Below are 15976 nucleotides of genomic sequence, written 5' to 3'. Positions count from 1 at the left end.
AAGTGTGAAAATGAAACATATTGACACACAAGTTGAAGTAACAAATAAACCGGTCAAATGTGTGATTTGGGACTTGGACAATACAATTTGGGAGGGGGTTTTATCTGAGCAGGATGAGGTGAAACTCAAAGAAAATATTCCCCAGATTATCAAAAAACTGGATAGCATGGGAATTTTGCAATCTATTTCCAGTAGAAATGATGCCAGTGATGCGATGGCTAAACTTCGCGAATTTGAACTGGATGAATATTTTATTTATCCGCAAATCAATTGGGGACCAAAGTCTTTATCGATAGAAAGAATTCAGAAGAGCCTGAATATTTCAACCGATACTTTTATTTTTGTTGATGACCAAATAATGGAGAGGGATGAGGTTAATTCAAAACATCCCGAAGTGGTTTGTATTGACGCTTTAGCATATAAGACAATTCTAGACTTACCGCGAATTGCGAACATGGAAATATCTGATGATGCAAAGCTGAGAAGGAGTCGTTATCAAGATGATATTCTCAGGAAAAATGAGGAAGAGAAATTTGTCGGCACGCCCGAAGATTTCCTCAGTCAATTAGATATGAAATTCTATATCGCTAAAGCCGAAGAGGAAGATTTGCTGCGAGCGGAAGAGTTAACTCAACGCACCAATCAACTTAATTCTACCGGCATTACTTATAGTCGCGATGAATTATCCGAGCTTATGGCTGCTGATGATCATGACCTGTTTGTATTTGAGTTAGTCGATAAATATGGCTCTTACGGAAAAATAGGTCTTGCCTTGGTTCAATATAAAGGTGACACGGATTATATAAAGCTTTTGCTGATGTCATGTAGAACCCTGTCCAGAGGTGTCGGCAGTATCGCTCTGACTTATATTATGAAACAAGCTAAAGAAAAATCACATAATTTGCATGCTGAATTTAAACGGACACAGCGTAATAGACAAATGTATGTCACCTATCAATTTGCTGGTTTTAAAAAATGTCAGGAGCTCTCAGATGATACAATAATTTTCTCTCACGATCTGAGTCAAGTTCCTGATTTTCCGCGTTATGTCAAAATTGAAATTAATTAAAGGATAAGTGTGTGAAAGATTCATGTGTTGTATCAACAGAAATTCGTTATTTTATTGAAAGTAATATTACCAATTTAGATGATGATGTAGAGTTAAAGGACGATACGAATATTTTTGAAAGCGGTCTGGTTAACTCTTTATTTTCTATGAGACTGCTATGCTTTATCGAAGATAAATTTTCGATCTCAATTCCAGATGAATATATTGAAAGAGAGAATTTTGTTTCGATTGAAAGAATGCAACAACTTGTCCAAAAAATAAAAGGTTAGATTTTATTTATGAATAATAAAATAGACCGGCTGGTTAAATTAGCGAAAGAGTTTTCAAATGAAGTACTTCGACCTCAAGCTGGCGTATTTGACCAACAAGGCGGCGTACCAAAAGAAGTTATTACTCAAATGGCCGATTTAGGATTTCTGGGATCTATTCTACCGCCAGAATATGGCGGTGGTGGCATTGATCCATTGTCATACGGCTATTTAACGGAAGAAATCGGTAAAGGCTGCAATTCGGCCAGGGCATTGCTTACGGTCCACACCAGTTTGGTGGGTGAAACGTTAGTGAGACTTGCCAACGCGGAACAAAAAGAAAAGTATCTGCCGGCAATGTGTAAAGGCGAGAAAATTGCCTGTTTTGCACTGTCTGAGCCGAACGCCGGGACAGATGCCGGCTCAATTCAAACAACCTATGAAGAGACAGATTCAGGTTATCGCATCAACGGTAATAAAAAGTGGATCACCTACTCGGGAATTGCCGATTTGTTTCTGGTCTTTGCCAAGAATGGCGACAAAATCAGCGCCTTTATGGTCGAGAAAGAAGCAGTTGGATTGAGTCGGACACTCATGACCGGACTGTTGGCTAGTCGTGGTGCTTATCTATCCGAATTGAGCTTTGATAACGTCGAGATCCCTAAAGATAGCCTGATAGGACGAGAAGGTGCAGGGCTAAGCTTTGTGGCGAATACCGCGCTCTTTTATGGCCGATACAGTATCGCTTGGGCTGGGGTGGCGATTGCTCATGCGGCTCTGGAGGAAATGATTACCTATGCCCGTAAAAGAGTGCAGTTCGGTAAAAAAATTGCTCAACACCAATTAATTCAAGGCTTAATTACCGATTCAACAACGGTTTTTTATGCGGCAAAAGCCTTATGCGAGAAGATTGGCGAATTAAGAAACCAAGGTAGCCATGATGCAATAATGGAAACCAATATTGCTAAATATCAGAGTTCCTTAGCTGCTATTCAAGTTGCAAATAATGCGGTACAGGTTTTAGGGGGTAATGGCCTGTGTAATCACTATCCTGTGGAACGGTTATACCGAGAAGCTAAGGTGCTGGAAATTATCGAAGGCACCAGTCAAATCCAGCAAGTTTTGATTGCACAACATGCATTAAGACAGTTTTATCGTAAAGAATCCGTTCTTTAAAATCAGGATATATCAAAACCATCACGCCAAATTTATTTGGCGATGATGTCTTGAGTATCTTGGACGTCTATTTATTCGAAAAGTAAATATTATTTCTGAGATGCTCAATCATGACTATTAGGATCAGCTCTATTGGCTCCAGATTTGGAGTGTACGTTGAACAATAACCAAGCACCGTATGAGCATTGATATCCTGCTATTACTCGCCTGTGTAACAACGAAAACAAAGGTTAATTATGGAAAATAGTTTTACTGGACTTGAGGTTGCTGTAGTCGGCATGGCTGGGCAATTTCCTGGCGCTGATAACGTAAGTGAATTCTGGGAAATGTTGCGAGGCGGTGTAGATGGTATCAGCTCATTTATTGAAGACGAACTTAAAGCCAATGGAATTTCAAAAGAAGAGTATTCGAGAGAAAACTATATTTCGGCAAAGGGAATAATTAATCATCCATTTAAATTTGCCGCGGATTACTTTGGTATTAACCATTCTGATGCCGTAAGGATGGACCCGCAGATCCGTTTAATGATAGAAAACTGCTGGCAAGCTTTAAATCATGCCAATATCGACTCTAAAACATACCAAGGAAAAGTGGGGGTTTTTGCCGGAGCAAGTAGCCAATGGTCCTGGTTTAAAGAGCTTAATACACAATTTAGTTCAGCGGCTGAACAGTTCCATGTTGCTACTTTAAATGATCCCTCATTTTGTACGCGGATCTCCTATTTACTGAACTTAAGAGGGCCATCGGTCACCATTCAAACTGCATGCTCGACATCCTTAGTAGCAATACATATGGCATGTCAGGCGTTACAAGCCGGTGAGTGTGACGTTGCATTAGCTGGCGGGGTGAGTGTTACCCATCCTCATAAAAGTGGTTATCTATATCAAGAAGGGATGATTAACAGCCCTGACGGCAAAACTCGCGTATTCGATGAGAATGCATGCGGTACCGTATTCAGTAACGGGGTTGGCGTTGTTGCGTTAAAACGCCTTGAGGATGCTATCCAGAGTGGCGATAGAGTCTTTGCCATCGTTAAAGGCAGTGCGGTAAACAATGATGGCAGTGACAAAATCAGCTTTACCGCGCCCAGCGAATTGGGACAAAAGAGTGTGATTCAGGATGCGCTTGAGTATTCGGAAGTGGACGCGGAACAAATTAGTTATATCGAAGCGCATGGAACCGGTACTTTACTTGGCGATCCTATTGAGTTATCCGCGTTAAAAAGCGTTTTTCCGGGGAATGGCTCGTGTGCGTTAGGCTCGGTAAAGTCTAATGTTGGTCACTGTGACGCAGCCGCCGGAGTTTTGGCTTTTATCAAGGTAGCGCTTTGCACCTATTTCAGAACATTAGTGCCTACGTTGCACTTTAAAAAAGCTAATCCAAAACTGGATTTGGACAACACGCCTTTTTATATCAACACCGAAACTAAGCCGTGGGAAGTCGATGATGGTGACGTGCGATTGGCAGGGTTGAGTGCGTTTGGCGTGGGTGGAACCAATGCGCACATCATTTTGCAGGAATATGAGAATAGGGCGCAGCCTGCGTTGGCGGATCTACAATATCAATCGTTGCCGAATCGCCTTGAGTTTAAACCTGTCGCGAATGTCCAAAAAGAAAGGGTTCAGCATGCCAAGGTTGCAGAAGTACACCAAGCGCGAACGCATTCATTTGATAAAGCCAGTTTACAAACAGCGCTACTTGAAATGCTGAAAACGCATTTTGCAAAAGATGCGATTACCCTTAAAGACAACTTTTTTGATGCGGGTGCGAGTTCACTCGATATTGCGCAATTACATGATAAGGTTAATGCCGAGTATGGCTTGAGCCTAAAAATCAGTGATTATTATCGTTATAGCAACTGTGAGAAATTAGCTCAGCATATTTGCTCGCTAAGTAATAACCAAGCGTTACCAAAGAGTAAACGCACACCTCAGAATTCATCGCCAATATCCGTTTCAAGCGAAGAGACCAAGCACCATTACCCTCAACACGCGGTTGCGGTTGTGGGAATGAGCGGACGCTTTCCGGGCAGTGAGAACATTCAAGAATATTGGCAAAATCTGCTAGAAGGTCATGAAGGTATCCGCTTTTTCTCAGATGAAGAGTTACTTGAAGCAGGCGTTCCTGCGGCTGTTTTGCAGTTGGACAATTACATTAAAGCCAAGGGCGTGTTATCTAGCTCGTTTGATTTTGATCCAGAGGCATTTACGTATACGGCTCGTGAAGCTCAGTATATGGACCCTCAATTCAGGTTGTTACATGAAGCGACATGGCAGGTACTCGATGATGCCGGATATGGCAATCAAAAATACAGACCGATAACCGGGCTTTTTGCCTCTTGTGGCTCGAATCATCAATGGTTGGAGCGATTAAAAAAAGAGGTGACGGATTCAACGGAGCAGTTTGGTGTCGCGCTTTTGAATGACCGAGAGTTTTTGACAACTCGTGTTGCTTACAAACTAAATCTAACCGGACCGGCGGTAACGGTTCAAAGCGCCTGTTCCAGCTCCGCGTTGGCTATCACCTTAGCCTGTCAGAGTTTATACACTCATCAATGTGATCTTGCATTAGCTGGTGGGGTATCGATTACCACACCGGTTAAGAGCGGTTACGTCTATGCGCGAGGAATGGTCAACAGTTCTGATGGTCACTGCCGCCCATTTACTAAAGAAGCGAGCGGCACGGTATTCAGTGATGGCTTGGGGATGGTGGCGCTCAAAAGGCTAGAGGATGCACTGAGGGATAATGACAACATCTATGGTGTGATCGCGGGTTTTGGCGTCAACAATGATGGTCATGACAAAACGGGATACACCGCTCCTAATGCGAATGGACAAGCAAATTGTATTCGCCAATCCTTAAATATGGCCGGTGTTAAACCAGATGAGATTGAATTTCTGGAAGCGCATGGCACCGCAACCTTGGTTGGTGACGAAATTGAAATTGAGGGCATCAAAGAAGCGCTTGGGGCAAGTGACAAAAGTTGTGTCTTGGGGAGTGTGAAATCCAACATCGGTCATACCAATACAGCGGCGGGCGTAGCAAGCTTTATTAAAGCGATATTGGCGCTTAAACACCAAACATTGCCGATGTCATGCCATGTTACGGAAACGATCCCTGACTCATTGTCTGACACTCGATTCACTTTGATCGATAAATCAAGGCATTGGAAGAGTGACAGTGAGATTAGAACCGCGGGAGTCAGCTCCTTTGGTATTGGTGGAACCAATGTGCACTTGACGGTTAAATCGATAGCGCAGTCGGTAAAGAGGGATAATGAGCGTTCAGAACTCGTCGTTCTGTCAAGCAAGAGCCAGCAAGGTTTAGCTAAAATAGCGAGTAAACTGCATGACCATATCCAACATGCAGATCAAGAACCCAATCTGACCGATTTGGCTTACACGTTGCAATTAGGGCGAGGTGAGTTTGATGTCCGTTCGTCAGCGGTTGTGGATAGTATTGAAACATTGAGCGCCATGTTGTCTCGTTTGGCAAGTGGTAAGTCAGAGGGGCGTGAGATTTCAGACAATGCACCCGGTCTTGTCTTTATGTTCCCGGGGCAGGGAGCGCAATATGTCGAGATGGCGAAAGGTTTATACCACGAGCTAGACATCTTCAAAACTAGAGTGGATGAGTGCCATCAACTGCTACGTGAGCAATTTGATATTGATCTGCTGTCGCTTCTGTACAGCGATGGAGAGGATGCAGAAGAACGTAGTATTGAACTGCAAAATACCCGCATCACCCAACCGGTTATCTTTGTTATCTCTTATGCACTGGCGAAGTGTCTGGAAAGTTTCGGCATCCGGGCCAGTGCAATGATTGGTCACAGTGTGGGAGAGTATGTCGCCGCGACATTGGCAGAAGTGATGACCTTGGAAGAGGCGCTTAAATTGGTTGCTTCACGTGGTCTCATTATGCAGGAGTGTGAACCGGGAGCCATGCTCAGTGTCGCTTCGAGCAGAGAAAAAGTTGCGCCATTTCTGACGGACTTAGTGACACTAGCCACGATTAACTCGCCTAATTCGTGTGTTATCGCGGGTCCTTTGGAAGAGGTTAAAGCGGTACAAGCGCGATTGTCACAAGAGAATTACCGTTGTCGATTATTGAAGACATCGCATGCATTTCATACGGCGATGATGTTGCCCGGCGTCGATAAGTTTCGAGCGGAACTGGATAAAGTGGATTTTAAAGCGCCAAAAGCGGTGTTCTTATCAAACGTCACAGGCCAGTGGATACAACCGGAAGAGGCGTGTTCTGCCGATTATTGGATCAAGCATTTATGCCAAGCCGTCGAATTCCAACAAGGCATTGAAACTTGCCTGCAAGAGCCGGAGCTAAACGTATTTTTAGAAGTCGGTCCGGGACGCACTCTTTCAACTTTTGTGAAGCAAATAGCGGATAGTCACGCGAATATTTCCGTGTTTAATCTGTTACGTCATCCACTAGAGGAAGAGAGTGACCGAGCCTGCCTGCTTAAGGTATTAGGAGCGCTTTGGTCTTTGGGGATTTCTATCGATTGGACTGCCTTATACCAAAATGTCTCTCCGGGGCGTATTAGTCTTCCGGGCTATCAATTCATCAGAGAGCCAAGTTTAAGTGAGTATCATATTTCCTCTACCGCGACCGGTCGGACATCTGAAACCAAAATAACTAAAAAAGAATTAACGCAGTGGTTGTATACCGAACAGTGGCAACCTGTCGAATTACCGACCGAAAACACTGGACAGGCAAATAATATCGTCTGTTTTGTGCCGAGTTTAGCGTGGTGTGACGCGTTTACTGAGCGTTTTAGCCAAGAGGGACAAAAACTTAAATTCGTTATTCCGTCGCCGGCGTATTATGTTGACGGCCAAGTAATTGGCGTTACACCGGGAGATAAAAATAGTTTTGATAACTTAATGACTGAGCTAGTCAATACGAGTTTCTTGCCGGACTCAATTATTTTTGCCTGGCCGCTTTCCGGTACCAAAGACATAACGACATCTTGGTTTTCTGTCATCTTATTACTGCAATCGTGGGGGAAATTGGGTCGTTTATCTGAATTTCGTTTATTATTGGCGACTACAGCATTGCCGGAACACAGTCTGCTCAACGGCTTAATTAAGGTTATCGCTCAGGAAGTCACGAAATGCCATCCTCGAATTATTGAATTAGATACGGCTGAATCTATTGAGGCAGAATGCGATATTCTTGCTCAAGAATTAACAGCAAGCGATATGCGTTTTATTGTCAAACGGTCTCAACAAGCGCGATTTGAAAAGCGTTACCAACAGCTTGAGAATAATGAACCGATTACCGACGTTATTGCCAAAAAACAGCTTTTCAAAAAACAGGGGGTTTATCTGATTACCGGTGGATTGGGTGATCTGGGTTTGCTGTTTGCAGAACATTTAGTGACGCGATATGGCGCTAAGGTGATTTTATCGGGGCGTAGGGATTTACCGCAAAAAGCGCAGTGGGGTGATGTTGAAATAAAAGCCCATCCTCAGTCAGAAATTATTGATCGAATACATCAATTATCTCTGATTAATGAAGGGGATATTGATTACTACGCGGCGGACGTTTGTGATCGGCAGGAGATGGAAGCGCTTATTGGTCACATTGAAGCACAATATGGCTCGTTAAATGGGGTGATCTGTGCGGCCGGTGTGACGCGGGGAGATTCTTTCCAAGGCATTAACCATATTACTATGGAGAACTGTCAGCCTCAGTTTGATACAAAAGTTTACTCTTACCAATTGCTTGCAGAACTATTAGAACACAAACAAATTGATTTCTGTATTTTATGCTCTTCCATTGCGGCTATTTTGGGGGGATTAAGCTTCTCGGCTTACAGTTCAGTGAGTTCTTTTGCTGATGCATTTGCGAAACAACAAAATCAGTTGGGTAAACCTTGGATTAGTATCAACTGGGATGGCTGGGTATTTGAGCGTAAAAATGCTGATGACGCCATAGGTTCTTCATTAGAGCAGCTATTAATTGAGCCGGATGAAGGTCTTTATATTTTAGAGCGTGTTTTACAGTCACCTCTTGAGGCGCAGTTAATTGTTTCTACCGGGGATCTGAATAAGCGATTTGAACAATGGGTCGGCGCCCATATTAGACCTTTTACTAATCAATCCCATTCAGCACATTCAAGGCAGACATTCTCAAAGCAGATATTTTCAAAACAAAAGATCATCGACACTATTATGGATATTTGGCAAGACTTCTTAAAAATCCATTCGATTAATAGTGGTGATAACTTCTTTGAATTAGGAGCAAATTCACTGGATCTGGTTCAGGTCAATAAGCGTATTACTGAAGCGCTTTATATTGATTTGTCCGTGGTGGATATGTTCAGTTATCCGACATCGGAATTACTTGCGGGTTTTATTATTGAGCAAAACACCATGATGGTGGGGGAAATATCATTAGATTCGGTTGAAAATAGTAAGGCAGCAGAATTTGATGCTCCATTGAATAGTCAACGGAGCCAAGATCTCGATGCTGATATCAGTAAAAAAATCGCCATTGTTGGTATTGCCGCGACATTCCCGGAAGCCGAAAACATTTACGACTTTTGGCAGAACCTCACTTACGGCAAAGAATCCGTATCGATATTCAGCAAAGAAGAGCTGCTTGAAGAGGGGATAGATCAGGCGCTATTAGATAATCCCAACTACATCAGAGCGAAAGGGGTGTTTCCTAACGCGGGTGAGTTTGATGCGACCTTTTTTGGCTATACACCTTACGAAGCAAGGCAAATGGACCCGCAAGTTCGCGCCTTCCATACATGTTGCTGGCAGGCACTGCAAGACGCTGGAATTAAGCCCAAAGAAAGCGGGCGCAAAATTGGTCTTTATGCGGCAGCGTCAGGCAATTTGCAGTGGTTAGCTCAGGCGATGGCGACGGCCGAGGGAAGTGCGGGCCAATATAGTGCAATGACAGTGGCGGATAAGGATTATATGGCGACCATTGTCTCCTATAAATTGAATTTGACCGGCCCAAGTATGGTTCTGTCTACCGCCTGCTCATCGTCTCTGGTTGCCGTCAATGAGGCAATCAAGTCCCTGAGGGCTGGAGAATGTGATATCGCGCTTGCTGGCGGCGTTTCCATTACTTTACCGACAAAAGCCGGTTATCTCTCTGAAGAGGGAATGATCCATGCAAAAGATGGGAAGTGTCGCCCGTTTGATATTCAAGCCAGTGGGACGGTTTTTGGTGATGGCGTTGGCGTTGTGGTATTAAAGCCACTTCAACAAGCACTGAAAGACAACGACAATATCTATGCGACCATCATAGGCACAGCGATTAATAATGATGGCGGCAGAAAGGTTGGATACACCGCGCCAAGTTATCAGGGGCAAATTGACGTGATTCAAGCCGCGCTTAAAGATGCGAATGTCTCGGCAGACACGTTAAGCTTTGTTGAAGCGCATGGTACGGGCACTCATCTGGGGGACCCCATTGAATTCAAAGCGCTTAAACACGCCTTTGCTACTGATAAGAAAAACTTCTGCAAATTAGGCAGTGTAAAATCCAATATCGGACACTTGAACTCGGCAGCGGGTATTGCCGGACTGATAAAAGCAACAATGGCGCTTAAATACAAAGAGCTGCCGCCGACAATCAACTTTGCCAGAATCAACCCGGAAATTGATATTGTCAACAGCCCATTCATTATCAGCAATCAATACAGCCGACTTGATGATTCTCAGGGACTGCTAAGAGCGGGTGTTAGCTCGTTTGGTATTGGTGGTACGAATGCGCACGTAGTGCTTGAACAAGCGCCAAGTGTCAATCGACAAACACTGACTAAAGAGCAGTCAGTTGTTCTGCCCATCGTATTGTCGGCCCCTGATGAAAAGTCGTTAGACAGCTATAAGAAGCAGTTGAAGCGAGCAATACAAAGCAACGTAGTTGATAGTCACATTAATGAGATGGCATTGCGTCTAATGCAAAGAGACGTTATGCCTTATCTGTTTGTTGCTTATAGCCGAGATCGTGAAGGTTTATTGCAGCGCTTGTCGTCATCATCTTCTGATTATCTCTACAACGGCATGACGTCAGAGAGAAAAGTGGTCTATCTGTTCCCGGGACAAGGCATGCAATATGCAGCGATGGGACTTTCGCTCTATCACACAAATGATCTGTTCAAAACATGGTGTGATCGAGGATTTGAAATCGCCAGTGGGTATTGCGCGATCGATTTAAAACAGCTTTTCCTCGCAGGGGAAGATGATGAGAAATTGTATAATACCGAGTTTGCTCAGCCGTTAATGTTTATTATTGAGTATTCACTGGTGCAGGTTCTCGCGTCTTATGGCGTTAAACCGGCTGCGATGTTGGGTCATAGCTTAGGTGAATATGTCGCGGCAGCGGTTGCTGAAATATTCTCGTTCGCGGATGCTATTAAGATGGTTTGTGCCAGAGGCCGTTTGATGCAGTCCACTGAAGCCGCCGCTATGTTATCTGTTATGTGCTCGGCGACAGTGGCTCAAACCATGTTGTTTGGCCGCTTGGAAATCGCGCTTGATAATAGCAGCGAACTTTGTGTGCTCTCCGGTTCAGACGAGGAAATCACCGCATTTGAGCAACTCTGCGAATCCAGATCAATCAAGACGAAGCGTCTTAAAGTCAGCCGTGCTTTCCATTCCCGTTATATGGAGCCAATTTTGGCTGATTATGAGCGAGTTATCGGTGACGTGAAACTCTCTGAACCCAAACTTCCTATCATCTCTAATGTGACCGGAGAATTGAGTACTAAAAATCTGATGGTGGAACCGCACTATTGGGTTCGCCAAATTCGTGAACCGGTGCGCTTTACTCAAGGACTGGAGGAATTACTGGCAAGCGGTGATGCTATTTTCGTCGAGGTGGGGCCTGGAAATGGTTTGTCGTCGCTGATTAAACACCATCAGGATTTCAATGCAAAACATGTCTGTCTTTCTCTTATTAGTCGTGGCAAAGAAGAGGAGACTTGCCTCATGGAAAGTCTGGGCATGTTGTCACTGTTGAACGTCAATGTCGATTGGCAGCATGAATTGAACGAGACAGTTGCACCTTCGGTAAACCTTCCTCCTATGCCGATTCGAGGTAAAGAATATCCTAAAGATGTGAAAAGGCTACAAGCCATTTTCTCAGGTAAAGTTGACTCTGACGTAACCCAATTGTCTACACAAAGTGTAGCGAGAAGCCAAGTTTCTGACGTTACGCAGCCAAAGAGTATGGCAGAAGAACTCAAGATTATTTGGAAAGATGTACTGGGTGTCAGTAATGTGAACGGGGAAGATGATTTCATCACATTAGGGGGTAATTCACTATCCGCAGTGCAAGTCGTCGCGAAAGCGAAGTCTGTAAAAATTCCTGTTGATATGAATATGTTGCTATCGCGAAAGAGCTTGAATGAGATCATCCATTTGATCGATACGCCTCGTCCATCTATTTCGAGCGGCTGGCAGTACAATACGCAGTTCAAGCCTGAGTTTTACGGCAATGATGTGAGCTGTATGTATTCGGCAGTGAGAGAGAAATTAAAACATGATTATGGATTGAATTGTCCAAATAGCTTAATGCGAGCATCGGATGGAAGCTTACTGTTTGGTTTTAGCGTGCAGCCCTCCGACTTACAAGGCAATATCCTGAGTGACTATCAGAATTATGGCGCGCTATTGGATTGGCCTCAGTTGCAGGAAAGTTTCTCGTTTTCCTATCACAAGCAATTTTTTGACGATTTGGCATCTTACACCGCGTATTGCATAGAGGAACTGGAGAAAGGAAAACTGGTTATTGTCACCGGTTCAGATTACCACTTACCGTTTTCCCCTTCTTACGGCTTGAGTGATAGTGAATATTTACTCCGGCCTCTATTTGATAATCTGGAAATCGATGAGGAAGAGGTTATTCCACATGCATTTGTTTTAGTTGGGCGCACGCCAGGAGGCTATCAAGTCTATGACGGGAGCTTTAATTACTTTGGTGAAATAAGTGATCATGAGTTCGCGCAAACTGTTATCGGTTTCAAAGGACTTGAGTTTATGAAATCTCACGAGGTGTATCACAAATCTCGTCCTTATCTTGCTATATCGGTTATTCAAATTGGAGCGTTTTTATCTACTGACCATCTATTACGCGGGACGCTAGATAAAACTCTGTCGGGATTACAGACTCACACGGCTATTACGAACGGAAACACGCCAATACACCATTATGTTGGTATAAGCGCGGTTAATAAATTGATGGAAAGCCCTGAGTTGTTATTGGCGATGACATCGAGTGAATTGGAGCAGTTTGTAAAACGGTGGTTGTCACAGTTGGAGCTTCTTCATCGTTTCCTTGCGATGGCAATACCTGATCATGCGCAATGGTGGGCAAACACTGTGGCGGATATGACCGAAACTCTTCGGAAACTGATTGCCGTTGATAATCAAAATCTCAATGTCAGCGACGTCACCGGCACAATGACGTTATTTAAACAATTGCTTGAGAGCGTGATTGGCAAACTCGTGATTGAAAAACTAAAGTGATATTTACGGTCATAGCTCTTGTTATAAGAGCTATGACGCGATATTAATTTAAGTTGGAAAATTTCACTCGCACGATATATAGCAATATTAAATTTAAATATATTAATTTTGTATTGGAGATGTCATTGAAAAATACCGATTTCATGGCAAATGATTCTGTGCCCTTTGCATATTTAAAATTATCAATTCCAGTATTTTTTGGCATGTCAATTCAGGGGCTTTATGGAATAATTGACGCTATCTTTATTACTAAATATATTGGCAAAGATGCTATGGCAGGCTTTTCAATATTTTTCCCTATCCTATTATTAGTCTGTGCGGTCGGGGTTATGTTGGGAGCGGGTGCTGCCGTTTTAGTAGCGAGATTTCTAGGCGCGAATAAACCTGTTTTGGCGAATCGAGTTGCGACACAAGCTATATTTATGGCGGGAGTATGTGCTATCTGTTTTGGCATATTATTTCTAACATGGGCGCGAGAGGTTTTATTATTTCTTGGGGCGACGGAAAGCATAATTAATTATGCTTTGGATTATGCTATGCCATTGGCCTTATGCGCGCCTATTATCATGATAGCGACTATTTTGGGTGATCTGTTGCGAGCAGAAGGTAAAACCAATGCCATGTTTTCAATCATGCTCTGTGCATCTATTCTTAATGTTGCTTTTGATGCCATCTTTATTGTTATATTCGACATGGGAATGTTTGGCGCCGCGGTTGCCACAATACTGGCAAACACTGTCGCGCTAATATGTGCAGCCGTGCTCTTTCATAGTGATCGTACTCGCCTTACTCTCTCACCAACTTATTTCACGATAGAAATAAAAGAGTGCCAGGATATAGTGCTTATCGGATTGCCGACACTGATTGGCAATTTGTCATATGGAATACTTATTTTCACTATCAATTATCTCATCAAAGCGAGTGGAGTTGAAAACTCAGGTGATATGATTAGTGCTTTCGGCTTGGTTTTCCGGGTATTAAGCTTTGTCGTTTTACCGTTGATAGCCATGATGTCGGCGTTGCAAACTTTATCAAGTTATAACTTTGGTGCGGAAAAATATCATCGCTGTATAAAGTCATTGAAGGTGGCATTGTCATATGCTGCATTTTATTCAATATCAATGACTTTATTGGTTATTGCGTTGCCGGAACATCTATATGGTTTATTCACTGATGATAAAAGTCTGTTATTAACGGTTTTGAATATTTCCTTTTTTATTTTTTTAGGTTTGTTCTTCCTTGGTGGGTTGCTGGTATTTATCGGCTTTCTACAAAGCGTAAAAAAAGAGAAATATTCGATGTTATTGGTTTTCCTTAAACTTTTCTTGCAAGTTGCTTTAACTTTTTCATTGTCTTTTTTGTTTGGTGTTGAATGCTTTCCTCTGATTCTATTTTCGGTGGACTTACTGGTATTTATTCTGGCTGTTGTGCTTTCTCTCATCGCGCTAGGAAATTTAGTTTCTAAACGAGCATGTTTAGATAGATTGTGAGAGTGGTATTAGTTATTCGAAATATCCGGTGTGAAGTGAAATAGAATATTAAATGTGAATGGGGCTGTTATGAAGTGTTTTATTATGGTTTTCCTTCTTCTATTTTCCGGCGTGAGTTCGGCAGATGAGAATTTGAAAAGTCAAATTTTGCAATATATGGAGTTTGGCAAGATACCTGAATTAGTTATGGTGACGGTCGACAAGAATAAAAAATCAAACATAATATTGTTAACAAATGAGAATAGAAACGGTACGCAAAATCTAAATAAAGAGACTATTTTTGAGCTGGCATCGGTAAGTAAATCTTTTACCGGTTTAATTGCGGCCAAGATGATAGAGGAAGGCAAAATATTGCCCCAAACCAAAGTTTCATCAATATTGCCATCGATAAAAACGATTTACGATGGTAAAAGCGTTGATGTGACATTTTTGCAATTGCTCAACCATACATCGGGTCTGTCTTTTAAAACCATTGATATGCTCTATTCCCAGCCTCAAAAAGGGCTTTCGCAAGTTATCGATGAAATTAAGTTAATTAACCTGCAAACGATGCCGGGGCAGCAACATGCATACGCCACACTCAATTACGATATTGCAGCCAGAATGATGGAGAAAGTTTCTGGGCAATCTTATCAACAACTGCTGAGAACCTATATTTTGTCGCCGCTACAGATGAATGGGACTTCCGTTCTTCCAGATGTGGCGAAAAAGGCAGTCGGCCATCAAATCAGTTTTTTGCAAGCCAGACCATACGATGCGCCATTTGTCTTGGCTAATGTACCCGCCGGATATATACAAACTAATGCGTCTGACATGCTTAACTGGTTGAGATTTTTAGGCAGCAATACGGATTCAACTCTCCTTAATGCCAAAAAACGGGTCTTTTCAGGGAAGTTGGGTGTTGATACCAACGAAAGCGAAAAAACGCTATATACCTTGGGATGGTATAAACAGGGGAACAGGGTATTTCATACCGGAATGAATCCAACCTTCTCTAGTTACGTTGCCGTTGATCTGGATTCTGGCGCTGCGGTTGCTGTGATGGCAAATGTTAATAGCAATATTACTTTTGAACTTGGCAAGCAAGCAATGGAACAGCTTGCTCAAGGCGGTGACTTTACCGGGCTAAGTACCGTTAAAGCGCTTGAATTATTTGATACTTTTGATAGAACTTTTCTCATTGTCAGTGTATTTGTGATTTTGGCTTGCCTCTTGTTAATCTATTTAAATTTAAAAGGAAAAAATATAAGTTGGCTTGCAAACTTTGGCGTTGTGAAAGCGACAATTTTATCTGCTTTATTTATTATTGCTCTCTTGGTCGTGTTGACCTTGCCAAATTTGTTGCTTGGATTATCTTGGGCGACATTTATGATTTGGATGCCTAATAGCTTTTGGGTTTTGTATTGTTCTCTTGTGCTTCTTTTGCTCCTTTGTCTCTCTCTGTTCTCTCAGGTTTTATATCGTCACCGCTCAGTGCATTGA

Annotated in this window: 6 protein-coding genes; all 6 read left to right on the top strand. The window is 42.8% G+C overall.

Translation table 11 applies throughout. The annotated features are described in order from the left end of the window. The first annotated feature begins 10 nt into the window (after nucleotides 1-10). The 6 genes from EAE92_RS15980 to EAE92_RS15955 all read left to right on the top strand — a co-directional run bounded on the left by EAE92_RS15980 (nucleotide 11) and on the right by EAE92_RS15955 (nucleotide 15976). Nucleotides 11-1069 carry an HAD-IIIC family phosphatase gene (locus EAE92_RS15980; RefSeq protein WP_214068795.1) on the top strand — a complete coding sequence of 353 codons (1059 nt, stop codon included), beginning with the start codon at nucleotides 11-13 and terminating at the stop codon, nucleotides 1067-1069. Nucleotides 1070-1080: 11 nt separating this feature from the next. Then, the gene (locus tag EAE92_RS24690; protein WP_214068794.1) at nucleotides 1081-1338 is read left to right on the top strand and encodes a phosphopantetheine-binding protein; all 258 of its coding nucleotides are present in this window, start codon (nucleotides 1081-1083) and stop codon (nucleotides 1336-1338) included. A 9-nt stretch (nucleotides 1339-1347) separates the two neighbouring features. After that, complete coding sequence (locus tag EAE92_RS15970; RefSeq protein ID WP_214068793.1) at nucleotides 1348-2493, top strand: acyl-CoA dehydrogenase family protein; 1146 nt, start codon at nucleotides 1348-1350, stop codon at nucleotides 2491-2493. Nucleotides 2494-2729: 236 nt separating this feature from the next. Next, nucleotides 2730-13004 carry a type I polyketide synthase gene (locus EAE92_RS15965; RefSeq protein WP_214068792.1) on the top strand — a complete coding sequence of 3425 codons (10275 nt, stop codon included), beginning with the start codon at nucleotides 2730-2732 and terminating at the stop codon, nucleotides 13002-13004. Nucleotides 13005-13129: 125 nt separating this feature from the next. Beyond that, a complete protein-coding gene (locus EAE92_RS15960) occupies nucleotides 13130-14494 on the top strand; it encodes an MATE family efflux transporter (RefSeq protein WP_214068791.1) in 1365 nt (454 codons plus the stop codon). A 69-nt stretch (nucleotides 14495-14563) separates the two neighbouring features. Beyond that, complete coding sequence (locus EAE92_RS15955; RefSeq protein ID WP_214068790.1) at nucleotides 14564-15976, top strand: serine hydrolase domain-containing protein; 1413 nt, start codon at nucleotides 14564-14566, stop codon at nucleotides 15974-15976.

It is taken from the genome of Photorhabdus hainanensis, from assembly GCF_018448965.1.
Classification (GTDB): domain Bacteria; phylum Pseudomonadota; class Gammaproteobacteria; order Enterobacterales; family Enterobacteriaceae; genus Photorhabdus; species Photorhabdus akhurstii.
This window is presented reverse-complemented; position numbering and strand designations above follow the sequence as displayed.